This window comes from Streptomyces sp. NPDC059788 (assembly GCF_042732265.1).
In the GTDB taxonomy this organism is placed as follows: Bacteria; Actinomycetota; Actinomycetes; order Streptomycetales; family Streptomycetaceae; genus Streptomyces.
Genome location: NZ_JBHWHY010000013.1, coordinates 73,866 through 96,684 on the forward strand (window position 1 = coordinate 73,866; position 22,819 = coordinate 96,684).

Sequence of the window (22,819 nt, forward strand, 5' to 3'; positions counted from 1 at the left end):
CCATGACACCGCGACACGGCCCTCTCGGGAGGACCGGCGACAACAGGAAGGTACCCGGATGTCCGGCAACCTGGCGATCCACGCCGACGGCCTGCGCAAGAGCTACCACGGGCCGGGCGGCGAGGTGGAGGCCGTGCGCGGCCTCGGACTGAGCGTGACGAAAGGAGAGTTCTTCGGGCTGCTCGGGCCGAACGGCGCCGGCAAGTCCACGACGATCGGCATGCTGACGACGATGGTCCGTCCCACGGCGGGCCACGCGGAGGTCTGCGGCCTGGACGTGGCCGCCGACGCGGTGGCGGTCAAGCGGCGCATCGGGGTCGTGGCGCAGGACAACACCCTCGACATCGAGCTGACCGTGGCCGAGAACCTGGAGTTCCGCGGCCGGTACTTCGGCCTCGGCAGGCGGGACGCCCGCGCCCGGGCGCAGCGGCTGCTCGAACTCTTCGGACTGACCGACCGCGCGCGGGCACGGGTCTTCGAACTGTCCGGCGGACAGCTCAAACGCGTCATGATCGCGCGGGCCCTCGTACACAGCCCGGACGTGCTCTTCCTCGACGAGCCGACGGCCGGGCTCGACCCGCAGTCCCGCCTCCACCTGTGGGACATCCTGCGCGGACTCCAGGCCGACGGGCAGACGATCCTTCTCACCACGCACTACATGGAAGAGGCCGAGACGCTGTGCGACCGGCTGGCCGTGATCGACCACGGCCGGGTCCTGGCCTGCGACAGCGTCAAGGCGCTGCGCGAGTCCATCGGCGCGGAAACCGTCGTCACCGTCGTCCACGAGGGCGGCGCCTTCGACCTCGCCGCGGTCCGCGCGATGGCGCGGGCCGACCGGGTGGAGGCCACGGACGGGCAGGTACGGGTCTTCGCCAAGGACGCCGACGGCGTGCTCAGCGACCTGGTCGCGCTGGCCGCCAAGGCCGGGCTCACCGTCGTCGACGCCTCCCAGATCGGCCCCAGCCTGGAAACCGTGTTCTTGACCCTCACCGGACGGGAGTTCCGCGAATGACCACCACCGTGCTCACCAAGGCACCACCCGCCAGGAGCCGCGCCCTGCACACCTTCGCGGCCATGATGGCGCGCGACGCCCGGGTACTGCGGCGCAACTTCGTGATGAGCGCCGTCCGCATCATCATCCAGCCGCTGCTGTTCGTCTTCGTCTTCGCCTATGTGCTGCCGAAGGTCGGCGGCGGAGCAGGCCCCGGGGGAGAGGCCTTCTCCACCATCATGGTGCCGGGGCTGGTGGGTTCCTCCATGGTCCTGCAGGCCATGGCCGCGGTGACCTTCCCCCTGGTCATGGAGTTGTCCGGACCCGGCGCCATCGAGGACCGGGCGCTCGCGCCGGTGTCGGTCCGGGTGCTCGGGCTGCAGAAGATCCTCTCCGCCGTCGTGGAGGGCCTCGTCGCCGGCATCCTGGTCTTCCCCGTCGTACTGCTGGTGCACGCGCAGGGCCAGGGGCCCGCGGTGGAGGTCGCCAACTGGCCGATGCTCGTCTTCGTCCTGCTCGCGGGCGCGGTGCTGGCCTCGGCGATCGGGATGTACCTGGCCACCCGGATCGACCCGCGCCAGATCCAGGTGCTCTTCACCCTGGTGATGTTCCCCGCCATGATGCTCGGCTGCGTCTACTTCCCCTGGACGGCCCTGGAAGGCACCCCCTGGCTGCAGATCGCCGTGCTCTTCAACCCGATGGTCTACATGAACGAAGGCCTGCGGGCCGTCCTGACACCCCAGATCGACCACATGCCGTCCTGGGCCTTCCTCCTGGCCCTCGCCGTGGGCGCGGCGGGATTCGTATGGCTCGCCATGCGCTCGTTCGCCCGCCGTGTCATGCAGTAGCGCACACCGGCCCGTGCCGTGGTGCACACCGACAGCACCGGCCGGGCCACGCATGCTCCGAACTCCGAACACCGGACTCCTGAATTCCTGAAGACGCCGAATTCCTCCCGGAAGGGGAAACACCATGTTCACCACCCTGTCCGAACCGCGTGAGAACCCGGAATCCGAGCCCCGCGTTCCGGCTCCGCCCCGGCCCGCCGCGCCCGCGCCCGCCGCGCCGGCCCCGCCCGCGGCTCCGGTCGCGCCGCAGCCGGCTCGCCCGAAGTCGCCCACGACCGAGGAACCGCCGCCGTTCCCGGCCCCGGCGGCTCCCGCCGCTCCCGCGCCCCCGGCGCCCCCGGAGATCCAACAGCCGTAGCCGGTACGGAAAGGACGCGCGCCGCGGGTCGTCGCCCGCCGTGGTCCGCCGTGCCGGACGGGTGCCGAATGGGATACCGCGAACCGGGCACCCGGCTGGGCATGGGAATGCTCACGCGCATGGAGAAGACGGTGGAGCACTGGGAGAGCGCTCTGGTCGCCAAGGTGCTCGGCAACGACCCGGTCGAGCTCTGCGACGACCTGCGACGCGAATGCGACGGCCACGCCGTGGTGTGTGGCAAGCGCCGGGTACTGGTCCCCAACGCCTACAAGGTCGAACTCGCCCCGGCCGTCCACGAGCAGCTCGGCGAGCGTGACGGGCAGATCGGCCGGGAACTGACCGATGTGCTGGCGCGGCACGGCGTGCGGCACGACTACGAGTGGGCCGGGCCGCTCACCGTCCACGTGACCGGCGCCGAGGAGCCCCTCGAAGGGCGCTACCGGATATCGAGCCAGGCCATGCCCCACATCCTGGCGGGCGCGTTCAGCGGGACACCTCCGGAGGCGCCCCGGCCGGCGGAGCCCTCGTGGTGACACCACGGCCACCACGGGAGTAGCGTTTTGCCGCTCTTGTCTTACTTGCGGCTTATGCTGCCAACGTCGCTAATCGCCCTGATCGTTGGCCCTCCGCCGTACTCCCAGGGGGCGTATTCCGCCACTGCCACGACCTGCGGAGACTGTTTTTGATCTGTGAGGAATGAGTGGTGGAGATCGGGGAACCCGCCTTCACGAATCGTCATCGGCACAGGAAAGGGCGAGTCATGACAACGGCAGCAGTGCAGACTGTGGAGCTCGGACAGACGGCCGGCACGGACGGGCCGTCGAGCGAGACACGGGGCGTTGCCGAAGGGCTGCCGTGGGTCGAGGATGCGGGAAAGATTGCTCCCAAGGACGCGCGTGAGCTGTCGAAGCTGTTCTTCGACCGGCTCCAGGTTCTCGAAGAGGGCACGCACGAATACCAGTACGCGCGCAATACGCTCATCGAGATGAACCTGTCCCTGGTGCGGTTCGCCGCGAGCCGGTTCCGCAACCGCGGCAGCGGCGAGATGGAGGACATCATCCAGGTGGGCACGATCGGCCTGATCAAGGCGATCGACCGGTTCGACCTGTCGCGCGAGGTGGAGTTCACCTCCTTCGCGGTGCCGTACATCGTCGGCGAGATCAAGCGCTTCTTCCGCGACACCAGCTGGGCGGTGCACGTCCCGCGCCGGCTCCAGGAACTGCGGGTCGAGATCGCCAAGGCCAAGGAACAGCTGGCCGGCGCCCTCGACCGGGACCCCACGGTCAAGGATCTGGCCGCCCATTTGAAAATCACCGAGGAGGAGGTCCTCGACGGCCTCGTCGCCGCCAACGGCTACGCCGCCGGCTCCCTCGACTCGCCCAACGAACAGTCCGACGACGGCCCGGCGAGCGGCCGGGCCCGCACGGTGGCCGACACCATGGGCGAGGCCGACCCCGCCATCGAGACGGTGGAGAACCTGCACGCCCTCGCCCCGCTGCTGCAGGAACTGGACGAGCGGGAGCGCCAGATCATCGAGATGCGGTTCGGCCGCGAGATGACCCAGTCGAAGATAGGGGAGGCCCTGGGGATCTCCCAGATGCACGTCTCCCGGCTCCTGGCCCGGACCCTGGGCAAGCTCCGTACGGGGATGTGCGCCGAAGCCTGATCACCGGCCTGATCGCTTGAGTGCGGGCCCCTCCCCGGCGGAGCACCGGGGAGGGGCCCGCTGTCGGCTCAGGGAGTACCGGCATCCTTGTGCCCGCACGGCTGCGCGCTGTTCCCCGGCCTCGTCCTCTTTCCGAGGTGCCGCGCGACTTCCGTCGGCCCTCGAATATCCGCCCGGCGGGAAACGCATGTGTATCCCGGCATGGTGAACGAGCGTCACAGGACCAAAGACCCTTCGAGTGGGGACTTAGTGCGGGTGACCGGATTCCGAGGGGCATGCCAGGATCTGTTCACCAACACGGCGTTGCCCCACCGAATTCCGCTGCCCGGGGCTTTCGCGTGTCCACGGGAATGGAGGGGCTCGGTGAGTGATGACGCCGTTGTGCGACCACGGCCGGTACATCAGCCGACGATGCGCCTGTTCGTCTTGCATCATGCGGGCGGTTCTCATGTGCCGTACCGGAATTGGGCGGCGTATCTGCCCCCGGACTGGGAGCTGTGTCTGACCGAAGCTCCCGGACGGGGCCACCGGTACGCGTCACCCCTCTGCCGTACCGCGGGAGAGCTGGCGGAGGTATGGCTGGAAGACCTCCGGCCGTGGACGGAATGCCCCTTCGCCCTCTTCGGGCACAGCATGGGCGGGATCGCGGCGTTCGAGCTGTCGCACCTCCTGCGCGACCGGAGCCTTCCGCTGCCCCGGTGGGTGGGAATTTCCGGTGTGCGTCCGCCCGAGTTCCACATCAGGTCCCGGCAGCGGCACGACCTTCCCGCGGCGCGGCTCCGGCAGGCCGTGCTGGAGATGGGCGGCACACCGCCGGACGTGCTGGCGGACCCCGGACTGTGGCGGCTCCTGGAGCCCGTGCTGCGCGCGGATCTGGCGCTGGCGGAGCGCTGGCGGCCGACGGATGGCGCGCGGGCCCTGCCGGTGCCCATGACCGTATTCGCCGGGGACCGTGACGCGGGGGTGCCGACCGGCGAGTTGCGGGGCTGGGAGGCGTACAGCACGCGGTTCTCAGGCGTGCAGGTGCTGCCCGGAGGCCACTTCTACTTCCAGTCCGACCCGGCCGCACTGGTGTCCCGCGCGGTACGGGAACTCGTCACGGCCACAGCGCCCCGGCCCTGAATCCGCGGGACGGATGCCCCGGCCGTTACGCGGTCCCGCGGTTTTGTCAGCAGCGAAAGAAACGACGGCACACCTGCGACGCGCAGCGTGGTGCGAACCACTGCCGCCCCTGGGCGGCCACGGCACATTCGCGACAACGCGACCCCGCCTGCCACCGGCATGCCGGGTCCGGTGAGGAGACCTCATGGCCGACAGCACGCTCGCGCCCGCCCTTCGCGCGGACGACGACTCGTTCCTGGAATTCGAAGGGACAACGCCGTACGAGGACTACGTACACGCGTCGGTACTCGCCTCCCTTCAGCAGCCGCTCACCCGAGCGCCGGCGGAAATGGGATTTCTGGTGACGGCTCAGGTGATGGAGCTGTGGTTCACGCTGACGGTCCATGAATGGTGCGCGGCCCGTGCCGCCCTCCGCGAGGACGACCACGTCGGCGCCATGGACGCCTTGCACCGCAGCATCGGTGTGCTGCACGCGCTGAACGATTCCTTTCGCCCCATAGCCTCACTCACACCCGCTCAGTTCAACGGTTTCCGGGCGGCGTTCGGCAAAGCCTCCGGATTCCAGTCCGCGAAATACCGGCGGCTGGAGTTTCTGCTCGGGGACGCGTCCCGGTCCATGGTGCAGCCGCACCGCGGTCACCCCGCCGTCCACGCGGAGCTGGAAGAGGCACTGACGCAGCCGTCGCTCTACGACGAGGTGCTGGGGTATCTGTACCGTCGCGGTCTGCCCGTTCCGGAACACGTACGGGAACGGGACGTGACCGTGGCGTACGAGCCCGACGCCGGCGTGGAGGAGGTGTGGCGGCGGATCTACGCCGGGCCGCAGCACGACCCGCTGGTGGAGCTGGGCGAGGCGCTCACCGACATCGCCGAGCTGGTGCTGCGCTGGCGCGGCGCACACCTGATGGCCACCCGCCGCGCCATGGGCGCCAAGACCGGCAGCGGTGGTTCCCCCGGCGTGGCCTGGCTGGAGAAGCGCGCCGTTCGCCCGGTGTTCCCGGAACTCTGGACGGCACGCGGCCATGTCTAGGGCGTACTCCGCCGCCGCGGCCGAGGAGGAGCGCCGGGTGCTGAGCCTGAAGCCGGTCCTCGCCCCCTTCCACCACAAGTACGGGCCGCACCCTCACCAGGTCTACGACCTGTGGCCGGCCCGTGAACAGGACGCGCCGCTGGTCATCCTGCTGCACGGCGGGTACTGGCGTTACGACCGTATGCACCTCACGCCGTTCGCCGCCCGGCTGGCCGCGGACGGTTTCACCACGGTCCTCCCGGGATTCCGCAGATCGGGCGGCGCCGGCGGCTATCCCGCCACCTTCGACGACATCGCCCTGGCCGTGGACACCATCCCGGCCGGCCGGCCCTTCGTGCTGGCGGGGCACTGCTCCGGCGGCCACCTCGCGCTGTGGGCCGGCGCACGCGGTCTGCTGCCTCCCGACTGCCCGTGGTACACCCCCGGGCCCGGACTGCCGACCGCGGTACTGGGGCTCGCCCCCATCACCGACCTGGCCGCAACGATCCGCGCGGACCTCAGCGACGGAGCGGGCCTCGAACTCCTCGGCGGCGCCGACAAGGCCGAGCGGCGCTTTCCGCTCGTGGACCCCCTGACGATGCTCCGCGGCACGGGCACCACCGGTGTGCCGACCGTGGTCCTGTACGGCGCCGAGGACGAGGAGATACCACAGGCCCAGTTCACCGACTACGCCGCCGCCCACCGGGACGCGGAGCTGATCAGCCTGCCCGGGACCGGCCACTACACCCTCATCGAACCGGGCTCGGACGCCGCCGCGGCGGTGGCCGGCGTCCTGGCCCGCCTGTCGCGACCGGGGCGTCCGTAAACCCCGGCCGCCCCGTACCCCTGCCCCGCACACCCCGGCCCGCATCGCCGGCAGCGGTGTCGCGACGAGAAGGAGAGAGCCCCAGTGGCCACCCACCCGCATACTCCGGACGAACTGCAGGCCCGGGCGGCCTCGCTCGACGACGCCGACCCGCTGTCCGCGCTCCGGGACCGCTTCCTGCTGCCGGAGGGCGTCATCTACCTGGACGGCAACTCGCTCGGGGCGCTGCCGGCCGCGGTGCCGTCCGTCGTGGCGGATGTGGTGCGCCGGCAGTGGGGTACCGACCTGATCCGCTCCTGGAACGAGCACTCCTGGTGGCAGGCGCCGCTGCGCGTGGGGGACGCGATCGGCCGGCTGATCGGCGCGGCCCCCGGTCAGACCGTGGCCGGGGATTCCACCAGCGTTCAGCTGTTCAACGCCCTTACTGCCGCATGCCGGCTGCGCCCCGGCCGCCCCCTCCTGCTGACCGACCCGGCGCACTTCCCGACCGACCAGTACATCGCCGACTCGGTGGCCCGCGTCCTGGGCCTGCGGGTCTGCCGCGTACCCGTACGTGAGCTGCCGCGGTTCCTGGCCGGGGAAGGCGACCGGGTCGCGGTCGCCGGATACTCCCCGGTGGACTACCGCACCGGGGAGCTGTACGACATGGCCGCGACGACCCGCGCCGTCCAGCAGGCGGGCGCGCTGATGCTGTGGGACCTGTGCCACGCGGCCGGGGCGCTTCCCGTCGGCCTGGACGCGACAGGCGTCGATCTTGCCGTGGGCTGCGGCTACAAGTACCTGTCCGGCGGCCCGGGGGCGCCCGCCTTCCTCTACGTCGCCGAACGGCACCACGCGGCCTTCGACCATCCGCTGACCGGCTGGAACGGACACGCCGAACCGTTCGCCCTCGACGGTCACTACATCCCGGCGGAGGGCATCGCCCGGGCCCGGATCGGCACCCCGCCGATGCTCTCGCTGCTCGCGCTGGAGGCGGCCCTCACCGCGTTCGACGGGGTGGACATGGGCCGGGTCCGGGCCAAGAACCTGTCCCTGACCGGCTTCCTCATGGACTGCGCGGACACCTTGCTGGACGGTTTCGGCTTCACGGTGGTCACGCCGCGCGACCCCGGGCGGCGCGGAAGCCAGGCGGCCCTGCGGCACCCCGAGGCGTACGCGTTGGTGCAGGCCCTCGGTACGCACGGGGTCATCGGCGACATGCGGGCGCCGGACCTCATGCGGTTCGGGGTCAACTCGTTGTACGTATCGCACCGGGATGTGCTCACGGCGATGCTGCGGCTGAGGGAGATCGTGTCGGCGGGGGAGCACCGGCAGGAGAGCTTCCGGCGCCGCACCGCCGTCACCTGAGCCTTTCCGCCGGAGCGGCGGCCCAACTGAGCACCCCCGGACCGATCCGGCGGACCTGGACGTCGAGTGCGTGGCCGGACATCCCCCGGAGCCGGCAGCGGAAGCCCCCGGGCAACGGCCGGACCGCGATGTCCAGCAGGGCGGCGGGCGCCGACGCCGCGGGGAGCAGGGCGGTGTACGCCTTGAAGGCGGTCTCCTTCGCCGAGAAGGCCGCGAGCAAGCGGCTCGCGGCCTCCTCCGGATGCGTCGCGTCGTCCACCCGTCTCCGCTCGTCGGCGGTGAGCACCAGATGGGCGGCCTCCAGCGGGAGCCCGCGCAGTTCCAGGTCGCAGCCCACGGCCCGGAACCGGCGCTCGGGCGCGGACAGGGCCACCGCCAGACCCCGGGAATGACTGATCGAGCCGACACAGCCGACGGGAAACCTCGGCCGGGCGCCCGTGTAGAGGATCTCCGCCGCGGGCTGCCCCATGGCCGCCAGTGCCCGCCTCGCGGCACAGCGGCCGGCGAGGAAGTCCCGACGGCGGACGGGGAACATCGCGTCGGCCAGTGCCGCTTCGCCGGGACCGGCCGGGTGTGCCGACCGGTCCTCGGCGGTGGCGATGCCGAGCGCGATGCCCTGCCGTGCGAGGACCGGCCGCAGTGCGAGCAACGCGCCCACGCCCGGCGCCCGGTCAGCGGAACGCATCAGGTACGCAGCAGCTTCCTGACGATTTTTCCCGCCGCGTTTCTCGGTATCCCGTCGATGGGGACGATGCGCTTGGGGCGTTTGTACGGCGCGAGATGCCCGGCGGCGTGACGCAGCAGTTCGGCGGGGGCGACTCCGTCCTCGGCGACCACGTAGGCCAGGGGTACCTCGCCGTAGTCCGCGTCGGGGATTCCCACCACCGCGACGTCGCGCACCGCCGGATGCGTGCTCAGGGCCCGCTCGACCTCCGTCGGGTAGACGTTCTGCCCGGCCCGGATGATCAGGTCCTTCTTGCGGTCCACCAGGTGGATCCGGCCTTCGCCGTCGAGGGTGCCGAGGTCGCCGGTCCTGATCCAGCCGTCCACCGTGATGTCCGCGGTGGCCGCGTCGTCGTCCCAGTAGCCGCGCATGACACCGGGGCCGCGCACACAGATCTCCCCGACGGCGCCCGGCTCCACTTCCTCGTCGCGCTCGTCCAGCGCGCGCACCGACATCCCGGGTATCACCCGGCCGGCCGGGATCACCTGCGAAACGTCCCGCGGAGCGGGGTGCTCGTCCGGGCCGAGGCTGACGAACGGGCCGCCGGCCTCGGTCATCCCGTAGACCTGGCGGAATCCGCAGCCGAGCCGTTCGGACGCCTCGGCGTAGAGCTCGACGGGCATCGGCGCGGCGCCGTACAGCACCTCACGCAGGCTCGACAGGTCCGTGGAGTCCAGGGATCTGGCGCGGAGCATGAAGCGGAGCATCTGCGGGACGAGCCAGATGTGCGTGGCGCCGTTGGCCTCGATGGCGGTCAGCGCCGTCTGCGGCTTGAACCCCGGCATCAGCACCACGGTGGCGCCCGCGGCCAGGTACGTCAGCGAGACCACCATGCTGCCGTGGTAGAGCGGGCAGCAGTTGACCAGCACCATGGCGTCGGTGGGCCGGGCCACGGCGAGCCAGCCGAGCGCGATGGCCCGGAACGAGGCGTGGTCCACCACAACGCCTTTGGCCCGGCCGGTGGTCGCGGAGGTGTGCAGGATCGCCGCGGGCGCGTCGTCCGGGATGTCGGGCAGGGCGGCGTCCCCCGCGCGGGGCGCCAGGCCGGTGAACACCTCGCTCTCGAAGGCGACCCGCAGCCGTACCGGCAGGTCGGGGTGCCGTTCGAGCAGGGCGGCCGCACCGAGCACCGCGGTCGTGCCGGTGCGCCGGACGATCGCTTCCACCTCGGCGGGCGTCAGGCTGTGGTTCAGCGGGACGAACAGCGCACCGAGGCGGGCCAGGGCGAAGTACGCCTCCATGACCTCGACGCGGTCCGGCGAGAGCAGCGCGACGCGGTCGCCCCGGCGCACGCCCAGGCGGGCGAGCTCGTGGGCGAGCCAACCGGTCCGCTCGTGGAACTCGGCCCAGGTGACCGAGCGGTGCTCGTCCCGCAGGGCGGTTCGGTCCGGGAAGCACTGGCGGTTGCGTTCGAGCAACTGGGCCAGCCACATCAGGGGCCGTCCGGGTGCGCGGCGGTGCCGTTGCGGTCGGCCAGGAAGCGTTCGTAGTCGGCGATGGTGCGCAGGCCCTCCATGTCCTCGGTGGTGACCTCCGCGCCGGTGCGCTGCTCGATGAGCAGGATCAGGCGCACCAGGTCCCCGGAGTCGATGCCGGTGGCGCCGAGGTCGGTGTCGTCGCTGATGTCGTGGGCGAACTCCGGCGTACCGGTCAGTTCGGTGAGCATGTCCCGTACGGTGCTCATGGGTGTCCTTTCGCTGTGCCGAGAAGGGGAGTAGGGCGCCGAGCCTCGTGCTCGGGCGTTTTCAGGCGTCGAAGTCCAGGCGGACCTCGTCGGAATCGGGCCGGGCGCGGCAGGTCAGGGTGTAGCCGGCGGCCAGTTCCGCGGCGTCGAGCGCGAACTGGCGGTCCATGGTGACGGCCCCCGAGGTCACTTTGGCCCGGCAGCTGCCGCACAGGCCGTCCCGGCAGGAGTACGGGGTCTCGGGGCGGGCGCGCAGCACGGCGTCCAGCACCACCCGGTCTCCGGGTGCCATGGCGGTCACGGTGGTACGGCCGCCGAGGCACACGGAGATCCGTTCGGCCCGGTCCCGGCTGACCCGGGCCGGTGGCTCGTGCGGATCACCGTCGGCGGAGAAGAGTTCGTAGCGCACCCGGGCGGGGTCCGCGCCCCACCGCGTGAGCGCCCGGCGCACCGTACCGACCATTCCGGAGGACCCGCACAGGTAGAAGTGGTCGCTCCCGCCGGGCTCGGCGCCGAGCAGCGCCAGCAGCTTCGGCAGCCGCTCGCCGTCGATCCGGCCGGAGAGCAGCTCGGCCTCGCGTGTTTCCCGGGACAGCACGTGCAGGACGGAGAACCGGTCGAGGTAGGCGTCCTTGAGGTCGGCCAGTTCGTCCGCCAGCAGAACCGACCGCGAGGTCCGCTCGGCGTGGATCAGCGAGACCCGGCACCGCGGATCGTCGCGCAGAGCCGCCGCGGCCATGCTCAGCAACGGCGTGATGCCGGTGCCGCCCGCGACCAGCACGTGGTGCGCCCCGGGGTGGCCGGCCAGCCGGAACCCGCCCGTGGGAGGCGTGAGTTCCAGTACGTCCCCCGTGGCCAGGACGCGCGTGGCGTACTCGGCGAAGCCCCCGCTGCCCAGCCGCCTGACGACCAGGCGCAGTCCGGAGGAAGACGCGGGTGGCAGGCACACCGAGTAGCTGCGGCGGAGTTCCCGCCCGTCCAGGCGGTGCCGGACGACCACGTGCTGTCCCGCCCGGTGGGCGAAGACGTCCGCCAGCCGGTCCGGTACGTCCAGGCCGATCGCCACGGCGTCGTCGGCGAGCCGTGTCACCTCCGCGACCCGCAGCCGGTACCACCCGGACGTACCGCGTATGCCTGCCGGGGGTTCCGGGCCGTCCATCGTCGTCACTGTCCTCATGGCCGCGCGTCACATCGCTTTCAGGTGGGCGAAGTTCTCCCGGCACGCGGTGCACACCATGACCGCCTGGCACCGGGTCGCTCCGAACGGGCTCTGCGGCCGGGTGGCAGTGGAACCGCAGTGGGGGCAGGGCAGTCCGAATCCGAGCCGGACCGGCAGCGGAGCACCGGCGGCGCCCGGGGGAGCGATGCCGTGCTCGGAGAGCTTGCGCCGGCCCTCCGCGCTGATCCAGTCGGAGGTCCAGGCGGGCGCGAGCACCGTGCGGACGCGTCCGTCGGGATGGCCGCACTCGGCCAGTACGGCCCGGAGGTCGGCTTCGATCGCCGGCATCGCCGGACAGCCCAGGAAGGTCGGTGTGATGACGACTTCGACCGTGCCGTCCGCCGCCGTCCCCACCGAGCGGACCACTCCCAGCTCGGTGAGGGTGATCATGGGGAGTTCGGGGTCCGGCACGGTGTCGATCCGTTCCCGGACCTGGTCGGGATGCCGGGGCACGGCGCTCACCAGGTGCCTCCCGGGTACTGACGGTGGACCGACTGCATCTCGGCCACCAGCGGGCCGAACGCCTCACTGTGCAGTCCGGACCGCCCACCGGTCGCCTGCCAGGTCGGCGCGGGGACGCTCAGCCCGCCGTCGGCCAGCACGGCGGCCACTTCCTGTTCCCACGGTTCCCGGAGGAGCGACGGGGCTGTCACGGTCCCGTCGGCGGCGAGCCGCGCCGTCAGCTCGTCGTCCTCGAACAGTTCGGCCGTGTACGGCCAGATCCGCTCCAGGCCCGCCTGCATCCGGCGGTGGCTCTCGTCCGTGCCCCGCCCCAGGCGCACGGTCCACTGCGCGGCGTGCATGTGGTGGTACTCCACTTCCTTGACCGCTCGCGCGCCGAAGGCCGCCAGCGCGGCATCCGGGGACAGGGCCAGTTCGGCGTAGCGGCGCCGGGCGTAGAGCGTGTACGCGAGCTGCCGGGCGATGGTCACAGCGAAGTCGCCGTTCGGGTGTTCCACCAGCAAGCAGTTGCGGAACTGACGCTCGGTCCGTCGGTAGGCGAGGTCGTCCTCGCCGCGGCCGGAACCGTCCAGCTGCCCGCTGCAGGAGAGCAGGGTCCGGGCGTGGCCGATCAGGTCCAGGGCGATGTTGGCCAGGGCCAGGTCTTCTTCGACGGTCGGCGCGTTGGTGACCCAGGCGCACAGCCGCTGGCCGAGGATCAGCGCGTCGTCCCCCAGCCGCAGCGCGTACCCGGCGACGTCCTGAGGCAGCGCGGTCCGCGGGCTAGGCGTCATGGCCGGCCTCCTCCAGGAGGGGCACGTAGTGCTCGGGGTAGCGGTACGGCTTGTCGGCCGCGTTGCTGAAGAACGCGTCCTTCTCGTCCGGCGACGCGGCGAACACCGCGTCGGCGCGTACGACCCAGAGGGAGACCGGCTCTCCCCGGCGGGCGTAGAGGTCCCGGGCGTTGGCCAGGGCCATCCGGGCGTCCGCGCCGTGGACCGAGCCCACGTGCTGGTGTGCGAGACCGCGGCGGGGCCTGAGGAACACTTCCCAGGGGAGCCGCGCCGGTACCTGCTGGTTCATGATGCCCGCCTTTCCGATTCCCGGCGTGCCGCGTACGCGTCGACGGCGGCACGCACCCAGGCGCCGTTCTCGTGCGCCGTCACCCGGTGGGCCAGCCGCTGACGGCTGCACTGCGAGTCGTCGCCGAGCGCGCCGCGGAACTGCTGCCAGTCGACCGGGCTGAAGTCGTAATGTCCGCGTTCCTCGTTCCAGCGGATCGCCGGGTCGGGGAGGGTCACCCCGAGCCGCCGGGCCTGCGGCACACAGTTGTCGACAAAACGCTGTCGCAGCTCGTCGTTGGTGTGCCGCTTGATGCCCCAGGCCATCGAGCGGCGGCTGACCGCGGCCCCGATCGCCGCGGTACGGCTGCCCCCGCGGCCCTCCGTCGTGTCCGGTGGGCCGAACATCAGGGCCACCGCGGGCAGCCACCAGCGGTTGACGGCGTCCTGCGCCATCTCCTGCTGCTCCGGCGTCCCCCGGCACAGCGACCAGAGCACGTCGTAGCCCTGGCGGACGTGGAACGCCTCCTCCTGGCACACCGGCCGCATGGCGCGCGCGTACGGGCCGTACGAGGTCTGGCACAGGGGGACTTGGTTGACCACGGCCGCGCCGTCCGTCAGCCAGGCGATCGCCCCGGTGTCGGCCCAGGTCAGTGCCGGGTGGTTGAACGTGGCGGCGTAGCGCTGGTGTCCGGCGTGCAAGGCGTCGAGCAGCTCGGCCCGGGAGACTCCCAGGGTCTCCACCGCCGAGTAGAGGTAGAGCCCGTGGCCGGCCTCGTCCTGCACCTTGGCCAGCAGACTGGCCTTGCGGTAGAGCGTAGGGGCCCTGGTGAGCCAGGCGCCTTCCGGCTGCATACCGATGATCTCGGAGTGGGCGTGCTGGGCGATCTGACGTATCAGCATCCGCCGGTAGACGTCGGGAAGCCGGTCCCGGGGCTCGATCCGCTCGCCTGCGGCCAGCAGCGCCTGTATCTGCTCGGTGGCCCGCTGTTCACTGTCCGGGGCGCCGTCCGCCCCGGCCGGGCCGGTGGTCACCACGTGGCGCCTGCCGGGTCCGGACGGGCGGGGCGCCCCCGGCCCCGCCGGTCGCGGTCGTTGTGAGAGCACCAGTTCATTCCTTCGTCTCCAACCTGCCAGGAGCGGTGTCTTAGGAAATGCGGAGTACGCGTTGCGGGATGTGTTCCGGCTGATTTCGCGTTCTTCCGTGGAAGGGGAAAATGGGCGAATCAGGGAACGGAAAAGGGGGAGCGCGAGCGCGTCCGAAATCGGTCGGGGAAGCGCTCGGCCGCGATTTCGCCGATGCGTGACGATGCCGGTGAAGCACCGTCCGGCAGTCGAGCTGCTCGGGTGCCGGTGACGATAGCAGAAATATGGCAAGCGGCGCCGATTGTTGCGAATTCAACTCCAGTTCAGGTTTTTTGCTGCCGTGCTCACGACAGTCCTGGCTCCTTCCGGCGATTGCTCCGCAGGTGCCGGAAGTTACCAAAGTCCATCCGGATCGGGACCAATGGCCGGAAGAGGCATCGACGAAAGTCCATAGCTGTAAGAAGACCGCCGAGTACATGATTTGAGCGCCCGAAACTCCTCACTGCCCGTCAAAAGCTGTAATGACGTTCAGGATTGAGAGCGCGTCACTGATCGCCGCCCCGCGAGAGGTGGCGCGGCGTCCCGGGTACAGGACACGGCAGCCGCGAGTCTCACAGACCGGCTCCCGACCGCCGCGGTTCCTGAACAGTTCCGGACCTTCCGCATACCCATCCGTGTCCATATCCGCATCCGCATCCGCAGGAATTCGCCCGCCGCTGCGGTGTCCGTCGGCCGGCGCTCGCAGCAGGCTGTGAATTCGCCAAGGAGTACCCACGATGTCGTCCCGCCCGTCGGACCGTATCGACGGCCCCGTCAGTGAGCCCGAGACCGGGGAGCCGCTCGCCTTCCCCGCCTCCTACGCCCAGGAACGGATGTGGTTCTTCTACCGGCTCGATTCCCGGAATGTGCAGTACAACGTCCCCCTGCTGCTGCGGCTGGCCGGCGACCCGGACACCGATGCGCTCGTCGCGGCGCTCAACGACGTGACGGCCCGCCACGAGACCCTGCGGACCACCTTCAGCGAAGACGGCGGCGCCCTGATGCAGGTCGTCACCGACCGGCTCGTGCTGCCGCTCCCCACGACCGACCTCTCTGCCCTGACGCCCCGCGACGGGGACGTCCGGGTCACGGAGCACGAGCCGGTCCGCGCCCGGCTGGCCGAGGAGATCCGGCGCCCGTTCGACCTGGAGAGCGGCCCGCTGCTCAGGGCCCGCCTGTTCCGGTTCGGCCCCGCCGACCACCTGCTGCTCGTGTGCGTGCACCACATCGTCATCGACGGCTGGTCGGCGGGCGTGTTCGTCCGCGAGCTGGCCGAGGCGTACCGCGCCCGCACCGCCGGCGCGGCACCGGACTGGGCCCCGCTGGAGATCCAGTACGGAGACTTCGCCGAATGGCAGCGGGAACAGCTCGACGGACGGCCGCTCGCCGACGGGCTGGACCACTGGCGCGAACGGCTGGCCGGCGACCTCCCCGCCCTGCGGCTCCCGGCGGACCGGCCGGAGCCGCGACAGCGCAGCCTGGCGGGCGACCGGATCGACTTCTCGCTCCCTCCCGGGCTGACCGCCCGCATCAAACGGCTGTGCCGTGACGAGGGCGCCACCTTGTACATGGCGCTGCTCGCCGGCTTCACCGCACTGCTGCGCCGCTACACCGGCCAGGACGACATCCTGGTCGGCTCACCGACGGCCAATCGCGACAACGCCCAGGTCGAGCCGCTGATCGGGATGTTCGTCAACACGCTTCCGCTGCGCGTGGACACGTCGGACAACCCGTCCTTCGCGCAGCTGCTGCAGCGGGTGCGTGAGGTGGCCCTCGACGCCTTCGCCCATCAGCACATCCCGCTGGAGAAGATCGTCGAAGCGGTGGCGCCGCAACGGGACCCCGGCGGCAACCCGCTCTTCCAAGTGGTGTTCGCCCTGCAGAACTTCGCCCGCCCCGAGATCGAACTCCCGGGGCTCACCGTCAGCCCGGTGGGTGTGCAGGACTGGACCTGCCGCTTCGACCTGGAGCTGCACCTGTGGGAGCAGGGGGCCGGGCTGCGCGGAAACGTGGTCTTCGCCACCGACCTGTTCGATCGGCGCACCGCGGAACGGCTGGTCGAACATCTGCGCCGGGTGTACGAGACGGTCACCGCCGACCCGGAACGCCGACTGGCCGACCTGCCGCTCGTCGGCGAAGCGGAACAGCGCCGACTGGACTCCTGCGGCGCCGACCTGACGGGGCACGACCCGGCCGCCACGGTGCCGCAGCGGTTCGCGGCACACGCGGCCACCCGGCCGGAGGCCGTCGCGGTGCAGGCCGCGGGGCGCACGGCCGCCTACCGTGAGATCGACGAGCGGTCGAACGCGCTGGCCCGCCACCTCGTCGGCCGCGGTGTCCAGCCGGGTGGCCGGGTGGCGCTGCTGTGCGCACGTGGCGCGGACACGGTGATCGGCCTGCTCGCGGCGATGAAGGCCGGGGCCGCGTGCGTCCCCCTCGACCCGGCCGACCCGCCCGTACGCCTGCGTCACCTGCTGCGGGCGGCGGACGCGTCATGCGTCCTGGCCACCGACGTGGCTGCCGCCACCGGTCTCGCCGAGGACGGCGCGGACGTGCCGGCCGTCATCGGCATCGCGGCAGCCGGGGACGATCGCGGTGACCCGGCGGAACAGCCGGCCGTGCCCGTCGACGGCGGCACACCGGCACTGGTGCTGTCCGCCGGCCCTCACACGGTGAGCGTGGACCACGCGGCACTGGTCTGCCACCTGGACCTGCTGGCCGGGGCCTGCGGGCTCACCGCGGCGGACGCGGTCGCGTGCTGGGCACCTGCGGGAACCCAGCGCTCGGTATGGGAGGCGCTGCTGCCTCTGTGCCACGGTGCACGCCTCAGCGCCGACGACGGACCGCCTGAGCGGCAGTGTGCGGTGTCTCCCGGGCAGGCGGCGACCCTGGCTCTCGCCGTCGACCGCGACCTGGCCCGACTGGAGTCCGCACCCTGGCCCGTGGCACTGCGAACGGTGCTGTGCGTCGACCGCGGGATGGCGGGCGAGCGCGCGTCCCGCTTTGTCCGCTCCCTGGGCGGGCGACTGCGGCTGGCCTACTGCACGGCTGCGTCGGGCCCCGCCGCCTTCACCCCTGAGGGCGCGGACGCACCGTCCTGCCGTCCCGTTCGCCCCGTGCGCGTTCTCGATGCGTACGGGACCCCGGCGCCGGTCGGTGTGTTCGGCTCCGTGCACCTGGGCGGCCCCGGTCTCGCCACCGTCCAGCCCGCCGTCACCGCCGCGCAAGCGGGGGAACCGCTGCTGCGGACGGGGAGCACGGGCCGGATCACGGCGGACGGCACGCTGGAGATCACCGGCCACGGGACCGGCCCCGCCCCGGTCGCCGACCACACGGTCGACCTCGACGAGGTGGCCGCCCGGATCATGGAGCACGAGTCGGTGCGCGACTGCGTGGTGAGGGTGAAGCACACCACGAGCGGCGTGGCGGAACTCGTGGCGTACGCCGTACCGACCCGGGACGTCGCCGAGGCGCACCTCGTCCGCGCAACCCGTCCCGTGCTGCCCGCCGCCCTGCCCCTGGCCGCCGTGGTCCTCGTGTCGGACCTGCCCCGTACCCCGGCCGGGCGGCTGGACGAGGCCGCGCTGAGCCGTTTCCCGGTCCCGGACGAGGCGCTGCTCGAACAGTGGGAGCAGCGGTGGCGGAGCGCGGTGGGCGCCGACCGTGCCGCGGTCGCCCTGGCGGCAGCGCCGGTACCGGCCGGCACGGACCAGGACGCCCGCCCGGCCGGTCCCGCCACGGACGGGAAGACGCCGGCCCCCCACCCGGCCGGCGCCCCGCCGGCCATCAGCACCGGCCCCGCACTGCCGGACATCGGTGTGCGCACCCTCGCTGCCGCCTTGCGGCGGTCGGCGTCTGCCGTGCCGCGTGGAGAGACGGTCTTCATCACGTCCGACGGCGCGGCCAACCGGCAGTCCTATGCCGTGCTGACGGACGAGGCGTCCCGGCTCCTGGGCGGCCTGCGCGGGCTGGGCCTGCGGCCCGGCGCCAAGGTGGTGCTGCAGTTCGACGACAACCGCGGCTTCGTGATCGCCTTCTGGGCCTGTGTCCTGGGCGGCTTCGTCGCGGTGCCCCTCGCGGCGGTGCCCGACGACCAACCCGACGGCGCCGCGGCGGCCAAGCTGGAGCACGCCCGGCGGATGCTGGACGCCCCCTGGGTACTCACCGACCGGACCCATGCCGGGACGCTGCGCCGACTGCTCGTGCAGGGGGGAGAGTCCGACCCGTGCATCGCGGTGCTGGACGACCTGTGCACCGGCCCGGCCGACGACGACTGGCACCCCGGCAAGGAAGACGACCTGGTACTGCTGATGCTCACCTCGGGCAGCACCGGTACCCCCAAGGCCGTACGGCTGCGCCACGACAACCTGCTGGCCCACGCCGCGGCCGCCCGGCAGCGGCACGACCTCACGCCGGCCGACGTGGCGTTCAACTGGATGCCGATGGAGCACGTCGGCGGCCTGATCATGTCGCATGTACGCAACGTGGTGGTGGGCTGCCGCCAGGTCCACGCCCCCACACCATGGGTGCTCGAAGACCCCTTGCGCTGGCTGTCCGCCCTGCACACCTACCGGGCCACGGTCACCTGGGCCCCGAACTTCGCCTACGGTCTGATCAACGAGCGCGCCGCCGAGATCGCCGGGCAGCGGTGGGACCTGTCCGCGCTGCGGCTGGTGCTCAACGGCGGCGAAGCCGTGGTCGACCGGGTCGCCCGTCGCTTCGTGCGGCTGCTGGCGCCGCACGGCCTCCCGCCCACCGCCATGCGTCCGATCTGGGGCATGTCGGAGACGTCCTCCGGACAGATCGACGCGGTGCTGCCCGCGGAGCCCGACGACGCCGCACCGGCCGTCGAGGTGGGCCGCCCCTATCCGGGCCTGGCGCTGCGCATCGTCGACGACCAGGACACCGTGGTGTCCGAAGGCACCGTCGGTCACCTCCAGGTGAGCGGACCGGCCGTCACCCCCGGATACCACGGCGACCCCGAGCAGAACCGCGCGGCGTTCACCGACGACGGCTGGTTCCGGACCGGCGACCTCGGTCTGCTGCGCGACGGCGCGCTGACCGTCACCGGCCGCGCCAAGGACATCGTCATCGTCGGCGGCGTCAACCACCCCAGCCACGAACTGGAGGAGGCCGTCGAGGAACTGGACGTCGTGACGCGCTCCTTCACCGCCGCGTGCGCCGTACGCACCGCACACGGCACCGGTGACGAACTGGCGCTGTTCTTCGTCCCCGAGCCCGGTGCGGCGCCACGGGCCGCGGCGGAACAGATCCGCGCCAAGCTCCTGCGCGACGCCGGCGTCAATCCCTCGTATCTGATTCCGCTGCGCCGCGAACAGATCCCGAAGACGGAGATAGGCAAGATCCAGCGGTCCCGGCTGCGCGCCGGGTTCGAGGCCGGGGAGTACGCCGAGGAACTGCGGCTGACCGGAGGGCCGTCGGGCGCCGAGGGCGCCCCGGCGCGCGGCTGCCACCGCCCGGTGTGGCAGCCCGCCGACCGGCCGCACGCCCCGGCCGCGGACGGCGGGGGCCACACACTGCTGCTCGCCGACCGGCACGGCCTCGCCGACCGGCTCGCCGAGACCCTGCGTGAACAGGGGGCCGGCTGCACGCTGGTCCGTTTCGGGACCGCGTTCGTCCGCCACGCCGCCGACCGGTTCGACCTCCCCTGGTACGACGCGGCGGAACTCGGACGGCTGCTCGACGCCGTCCCCCCGGTCGACCGCGTCGTCCACCTCGCCTCGTGGGGCCCGTACGCCGGTGAGCCCGACCGGGAGAGCCTGGCGGTGGCGCGGCGTGACGGCGTGGACACCCTGGTCCACCTCGTGACCGCGCTCGCCGACCGGGGCCGACGGCGCACCGTGGAGGTGAACGTGGTGTCCTGCTGCGGCCGCCGCGTGCTCCCCGAGGACCGTCTCGCGGTCGAACGGACCCCGGCCGTCGGATTGCTCAAGAGCCTGGGCCAAGAGGTGCGTTGGCTGCGGGGCCGCTATATCGACATACCGGAGCAGGCGGGGGAGGAGACCGTCCGGGAGCTGGCCGACGAACTGGGCACACCGCCCGGTGAAACGGAGGTGGCGCTCCGCGCGGGCAAGCGGTGGGTGCGGCGCCTGGCCCGGCTGTCCGGTGACGCCGCGCCCGAGGCCGCCCCCGTGTTCCGGGACGGCGGGTGGTACGTCGTCAGCGGCGGCCTCGGCGACCTCGCCGTGGCAGTGGCCCGCCACCTGCTGCCGGCCCGCCGTGTCCGGCTGCTCCTGCTGGGCCGCACCGCACTGCCCGACGAGACGTCCTGGGACCGGCACATCGCCGCCGGCGGCCCGCTGGGCCGCAAGCTGGCCGCGTACCGGGAACTGCGTGCCACCGGCGGCGTCCGGTACGCGGCCGTGGACGTCACCGACGCCGAGGCCGTGCGCCGGGCCGTGGACGCCGCGGCGCGGCAGTGGGCCGGCGAACCGGACGGGGTCCTGCACCTGGCCGGTCACTTCGAGGAGTGCCCCGTGACCGAACAGTCCGAGTCCCACCGGGCGGCGGTGCTCGACCCCAAGATCCATGGTGGCTGGGCGCTGCACCAGCTGGTCAAGGACCGGCCGGGAACGCTGTTCCTCTCCTTCTCCTCGGTCAACGGCTTCTTCGGCGGGTCCGGCGCCGGCGCCTACGCCGCGGCCAACGCCTTCCTCGACGCGCTCGCGGAGCATCAGCGCACCCACTGCGGCGTGGACGGCCGCAGCCTGGCGTGGACCATGTGGGACGACCTCGGGATGAGCCGCGACTACGCGCTGCGTGAACTGACCGAAGCACGCGGCTACCGTGTCCTGACGGCCCGGGAGGCGCTGCGCTGCCTGGACGCGGCGCTGGGGCACGCCGAGCCGCACGTCCTCCTCGGGCTCGACCCCGACGCCACGTGGATACGTTCCCATCTCCGGGCACCTGCCCACCCCTTGTGGACGCCGGTGGGGTATGTGCTGAATACGGTGGCCGAACGCCCCGCCACCGAGCTGCCGGACCGTTACGGCACACCCACCCGGTGCGAGGCGACCGTCGTCGACGAGCTGCCCAGGACCGCCGACGGCACGATCGACCGGGACCGGCTGGCGCACACCACCCCGTCCGGCCACGGCGACACCCAGGACGCCGAGCCGTCCACGGAACGGGAGCGGGCGATAGCCGGGATCTGGCGCGAGGTGCTGGAACGCGACCGGATCGGCGTCCGGGACAACTTCTTCGCACTCGGCGGCCACTCCATCCTCGCCACCCGGCTCCTGAGCCGCCTGCGCGCCGACCTCGGGATCGACGTGTCCGTCGCCGCCCTCTTCGACGACCCGACGATCGCCGGGCTGGCCGCGCGCGCCGGGCAGACCGCCGAGCGGCCCCCGCAAGCGGTCCTGGACGTGCTCCTGCCGCTGCGGCCGCACGGCTCGCGCCCGGCCCTGTTCTGCGTCCACCCCGGCGCGGGGGTGAGCTGGCCCTACGCCGCCCTGCTCGGTGGCGTCGACCCGGACCGTCCGGTCCACGGAATCCAGGCGAGGGGCCTGAACGCGGCGGAACCCCGGGCCGCCTCGGTGGCCGACATGGCCGCGGACTACCTCCGGCAGATCCGCTCCGTACAGCCGCACGGTCCCTACCATCTGCTCGGCTGGTCCTTCGGCGGTCTGGTCGCCCACGAGATGGCCGTCCAACTGCGGGCCGCGGGCGACCAGGTGGGACTGCTGGCCATGCTCGACGCCTGGCCGGTGGGCGCGGACCCGGACCGCGAACAACCGCCCGCGGCGGAGGAACTCGAACCCGTCCTGATGGACATCCTGGTCAAGAGCGCCGGGTTGCGGGAGCAGGCCGCGGACACCCCCCTCACCCGGGCCAGGACGCTGGAACTCCTGCAACGCGAGGACAGCCCTCTCCAGGGCATGGACGACGAAGCGGTGTCGGCCCTCCTGGCCGTCATGGCCGACAACACCGAACTGGGCCACACCTACGTCCCCGGGCATATCGACCACGACCTCGTGTTCTTCAGCGCGGGCGACGGGCGTTTCGCCTCCGTACCCCCTGCCGAGAAATGGCGCCCATTCGTCGGCGGAAGCATCAGACAGCACGTCGTCCCCGGAGCGCACGGCGACATGCTGCGCCCGGAACCGGCGGCGCGGATCGCGCGGATCGCCGACGCGGAAATGAAAAGAGTTGAGCGGTGACCAACCCCTTCGAGGATGTCGAAAGCCGGTACCTGGTACTGGAGAACGACGAGCGGCAGTGCTCGCTGTGGCCTGTATTCGCCGAGGTGCCGGACGGCTGGAGAGTCGTGCACGGGCCCGCGGACCGGCCCGAATGCCTCTCCTACGTGACACGGAACTGGACGGACCTGCGGCCCGGCAGCCTCGCCGGAGAAGCGCAAGACGCCTGAGACCAG

The 22,819-nt window shown here is 72.0% G+C and carries 18 protein-coding genes; 10 read left to right on the plus strand and 8 right to left on the minus strand.

Annotated elements, in window-relative coordinates; all coding sequences use genetic code 11:
• Positions 1 to 58 precede the first annotated feature (58 nt).
• The 8 genes from ACFV57_RS13855 (at position 59) to kynU (ending at position 8,167) form a co-directional block, all read left to right on the plus strand.
• Positions 59 to 1,012 carry an ABC transporter ATP-binding protein gene (locus ACFV57_RS13855; protein WP_385230170.1) on the plus strand — a complete coding sequence of 318 codons (954 nt, stop codon included), beginning with the start codon at positions 59 to 61 and terminating at the stop codon, positions 1,010 to 1,012.
• The gene (locus ACFV57_RS13860) at positions 1,009 to 1,839 is read left to right on the plus strand and encodes an ABC transporter permease (protein ID WP_385230173.1); all 831 of its coding nucleotides are present in this window, start codon (positions 1,009 to 1,011) and stop codon (positions 1,837 to 1,839) included. The genes ACFV57_RS13855 and ACFV57_RS13860 overlap by 4 nt, the downstream gene beginning before the upstream one ends.
• Positions 1,840 to 2,298: 459 nt before the next feature.
• Positions 2,299 to 2,730: a DUF3662 domain-containing protein gene (locus tag ACFV57_RS13865; RefSeq protein WP_385230406.1), complete on the plus strand. Its 432-nt coding sequence runs from the start codon at positions 2,299 to 2,301 to the stop codon at positions 2,728 to 2,730.
• A gap of 227 nt (positions 2,731 to 2,957) precedes the next feature.
• Positions 2,958 to 3,863, plus strand: a complete 906-nt coding sequence (locus tag ACFV57_RS13870; RefSeq protein ID WP_385230176.1) for an RNA polymerase sigma factor SigF — start codon at positions 2,958 to 2,960, stop codon at positions 3,861 to 3,863.
• 411 nt (positions 3,864 to 4,274) lie between these two features.
• Positions 4,275 to 4,985 carry a thioesterase II family protein gene (locus ACFV57_RS13875; RefSeq protein WP_385230179.1) on the plus strand — a complete coding sequence of 237 codons (711 nt, stop codon included), beginning with the start codon at positions 4,275 to 4,277 and terminating at the stop codon, positions 4,983 to 4,985.
• A gap of 184 nt (positions 4,986 to 5,169) precedes the next feature.
• Complete coding sequence (locus ACFV57_RS13880; protein WP_385230181.1) at positions 5,170 to 6,015, plus strand: tryptophan 2,3-dioxygenase; 846 nt, start codon at positions 5,170 to 5,172, stop codon at positions 6,013 to 6,015.
• Positions 6,008 to 6,820 carry an alpha/beta fold hydrolase gene (locus ACFV57_RS13885; RefSeq protein ID WP_385230184.1) on the plus strand — a complete coding sequence of 271 codons (813 nt, stop codon included), beginning with the start codon at positions 6,008 to 6,010 and terminating at the stop codon, positions 6,818 to 6,820. Before ACFV57_RS13880 ends, ACFV57_RS13885 begins: the two co-directional genes overlap by 8 nt.
• 84 nt (positions 6,821 to 6,904) lie before the next feature.
• Complete coding sequence (gene kynU, locus ACFV57_RS13890) at positions 6,905 to 8,167, plus strand: kynureninase (protein WP_385230187.1); 1,263 nt, start codon at positions 6,905 to 6,907, stop codon at positions 8,165 to 8,167.
• On the opposite strand, the gene ACFV57_RS13895 is transcribed toward kynU, so the two are convergent.
• The 8 genes from ACFV57_RS13895 to paaA all read right to left on the minus strand — a co-directional run bounded on the left by ACFV57_RS13895 (position 8,160) and on the right by paaA (position 14,331).
• Complete coding sequence (locus tag ACFV57_RS13895; protein WP_385230190.1) at positions 8,160 to 8,852, minus strand: 4'-phosphopantetheinyl transferase superfamily protein; 693 nt, start codon at positions 8,850 to 8,852, stop codon at positions 8,160 to 8,162. The genes kynU and ACFV57_RS13895 overlap by 8 nt on opposite strands.
• Positions 8,852 to 10,324, minus strand: a complete 1,473-nt coding sequence (locus ACFV57_RS13900; protein ID WP_385230193.1) for a class I adenylate-forming enzyme family protein — start codon at positions 10,322 to 10,324, stop codon at positions 8,852 to 8,854. The genes ACFV57_RS13895 and ACFV57_RS13900 overlap by 1 nt, the downstream gene beginning before the upstream one ends.
• Complete coding sequence (locus ACFV57_RS13905) at positions 10,324 to 10,575, minus strand: acyl carrier protein (protein ID WP_385230196.1); 252 nt, start codon at positions 10,573 to 10,575, stop codon at positions 10,324 to 10,326. The genes ACFV57_RS13900 and ACFV57_RS13905 overlap by 1 nt, the downstream gene beginning before the upstream one ends.
• 61 nt (positions 10,576 to 10,636) lie before the next feature.
• Positions 10,637 to 11,752 (minus strand): 2Fe-2S iron-sulfur cluster-binding protein, encoded by a 1,116-nt coding sequence (locus tag ACFV57_RS13910; protein WP_385230199.1) that lies wholly within the window; start codon positions 11,750 to 11,752, stop codon positions 10,637 to 10,639.
• A 9-nt stretch (positions 11,753 to 11,761) separates the two neighbouring features.
• Entirely contained in the window at positions 11,762 to 12,259 is a 498-nt protein-coding gene (gene paaD / locus ACFV57_RS13915) for a 1,2-phenylacetyl-CoA epoxidase subunit PaaD (protein ID WP_385230409.1), read from the minus strand.
• Complete coding sequence (paaC, locus tag ACFV57_RS13920; protein WP_385230202.1) at positions 12,253 to 13,029, minus strand: 1,2-phenylacetyl-CoA epoxidase subunit PaaC; 777 nt, start codon at positions 13,027 to 13,029, stop codon at positions 12,253 to 12,255. The genes paaD and paaC overlap by 7 nt, the downstream gene beginning before the upstream one ends.
• On the minus strand, positions 13,019 to 13,318 hold the full coding sequence (gene paaB / locus ACFV57_RS13925; protein ID WP_385230205.1) for a 1,2-phenylacetyl-CoA epoxidase subunit PaaB: 300 nt from the start codon (positions 13,316 to 13,318) through the stop codon (positions 13,019 to 13,021). Before paaB ends, paaC begins: the two co-directional genes overlap by 11 nt.
• Positions 13,315 to 14,331: a 1,2-phenylacetyl-CoA epoxidase subunit PaaA gene (gene paaA / locus ACFV57_RS13930; RefSeq protein ID WP_385230208.1), complete on the minus strand. Its 1,017-nt coding sequence runs from the start codon at positions 14,329 to 14,331 to the stop codon at positions 13,315 to 13,317. Before paaA ends, paaB begins: the two co-directional genes overlap by 4 nt.
• 827 nt (positions 14,332 to 15,158) lie before the next feature.
• On the opposite strand from paaA, the gene ACFV57_RS13935 reads away from it, so the two are divergent.
• Positions 15,159 to 22,604: an SDR family oxidoreductase gene (locus ACFV57_RS13935; protein WP_385230211.1), complete on the plus strand. Its 7,446-nt coding sequence runs from the start codon at positions 15,159 to 15,161 to the stop codon at positions 22,602 to 22,604.
• The gene (locus tag ACFV57_RS13940) at positions 22,601 to 22,813 is read left to right on the plus strand and encodes an MbtH family protein (RefSeq protein WP_385230215.1); all 213 of its coding nucleotides are present in this window, start codon (positions 22,601 to 22,603) and stop codon (positions 22,811 to 22,813) included. Before ACFV57_RS13935 ends, ACFV57_RS13940 begins: the two co-directional genes overlap by 4 nt.
• Positions 22,814 to 22,819: the final 6 nt, after the last annotated feature.

Excerpts from the sequence above, each read along its gene's own strand:
- paaC (WP_385230202.1), bottom strand. The coding sequence starts at position 13,029 with ATGACGCCTAGCCCGCGGACCGCGCTGCCTCAGGACGTCGCCGGGTAC.
- ACFV57_RS13855 (WP_385230170.1), top strand. The coding sequence starts at position 59 with ATGTCCGGCAACCTGGCGATCCACGCCGACGGCCTGCGCAAGAGCTAC.
- ACFV57_RS13880 (WP_385230181.1), top strand. The coding sequence starts at position 5,170 with ATGGCCGACAGCACGCTCGCGCCCGCCCTTCGCGCGGACGACGACTCG.
- ACFV57_RS13905 (WP_385230196.1), bottom strand. The coding sequence starts at position 10,575 with ATGAGCACCGTACGGGACATGCTCACCGAACTGACCGGTACGCCGGAG.
- ACFV57_RS13900 (WP_385230193.1), bottom strand. The coding sequence starts at position 10,324 with ATGTGGCTGGCCCAGTTGCTCGAACGCAACCGCCAGTGCTTCCCGGAC.
- ACFV57_RS13935 (WP_385230211.1), top strand. The coding sequence starts at position 15,159 with ATGTCGTCCCGCCCGTCGGACCGTATCGACGGCCCCGTCAGTGAGCCC.
- ACFV57_RS13910 (WP_385230199.1), bottom strand. The coding sequence starts at position 11,752 with ATGAGGACAGTGACGACGATGGACGGCCCGGAACCCCCGGCAGGCATA.
- ACFV57_RS13895 (WP_385230190.1), bottom strand. The coding sequence starts at position 8,852 with ATGCGTTCCGCTGACCGGGCGCCGGGCGTGGGCGCGTTGCTCGCACTG.
- ACFV57_RS13870 (WP_385230176.1), top strand. The coding sequence starts at position 2,958 with ATGACAACGGCAGCAGTGCAGACTGTGGAGCTCGGACAGACGGCCGGC.
- ACFV57_RS13875 (WP_385230179.1), top strand. The coding sequence starts at position 4,275 with ATGCGCCTGTTCGTCTTGCATCATGCGGGCGGTTCTCATGTGCCGTAC.
- ACFV57_RS13885 (WP_385230184.1), top strand. The coding sequence starts at position 6,008 with ATGTCTAGGGCGTACTCCGCCGCCGCGGCCGAGGAGGAGCGCCGGGTG.
- ACFV57_RS13860 (WP_385230173.1), top strand. The coding sequence starts at position 1,009 with ATGACCACCACCGTGCTCACCAAGGCACCACCCGCCAGGAGCCGCGCC.
- ACFV57_RS13865 (WP_385230406.1), top strand. The coding sequence starts at position 2,299 with ATGGGAATGCTCACGCGCATGGAGAAGACGGTGGAGCACTGGGAGAGC.
- paaB (WP_385230205.1), bottom strand. The coding sequence starts at position 13,318 with ATGAACCAGCAGGTACCGGCGCGGCTCCCCTGGGAAGTGTTCCTCAGG.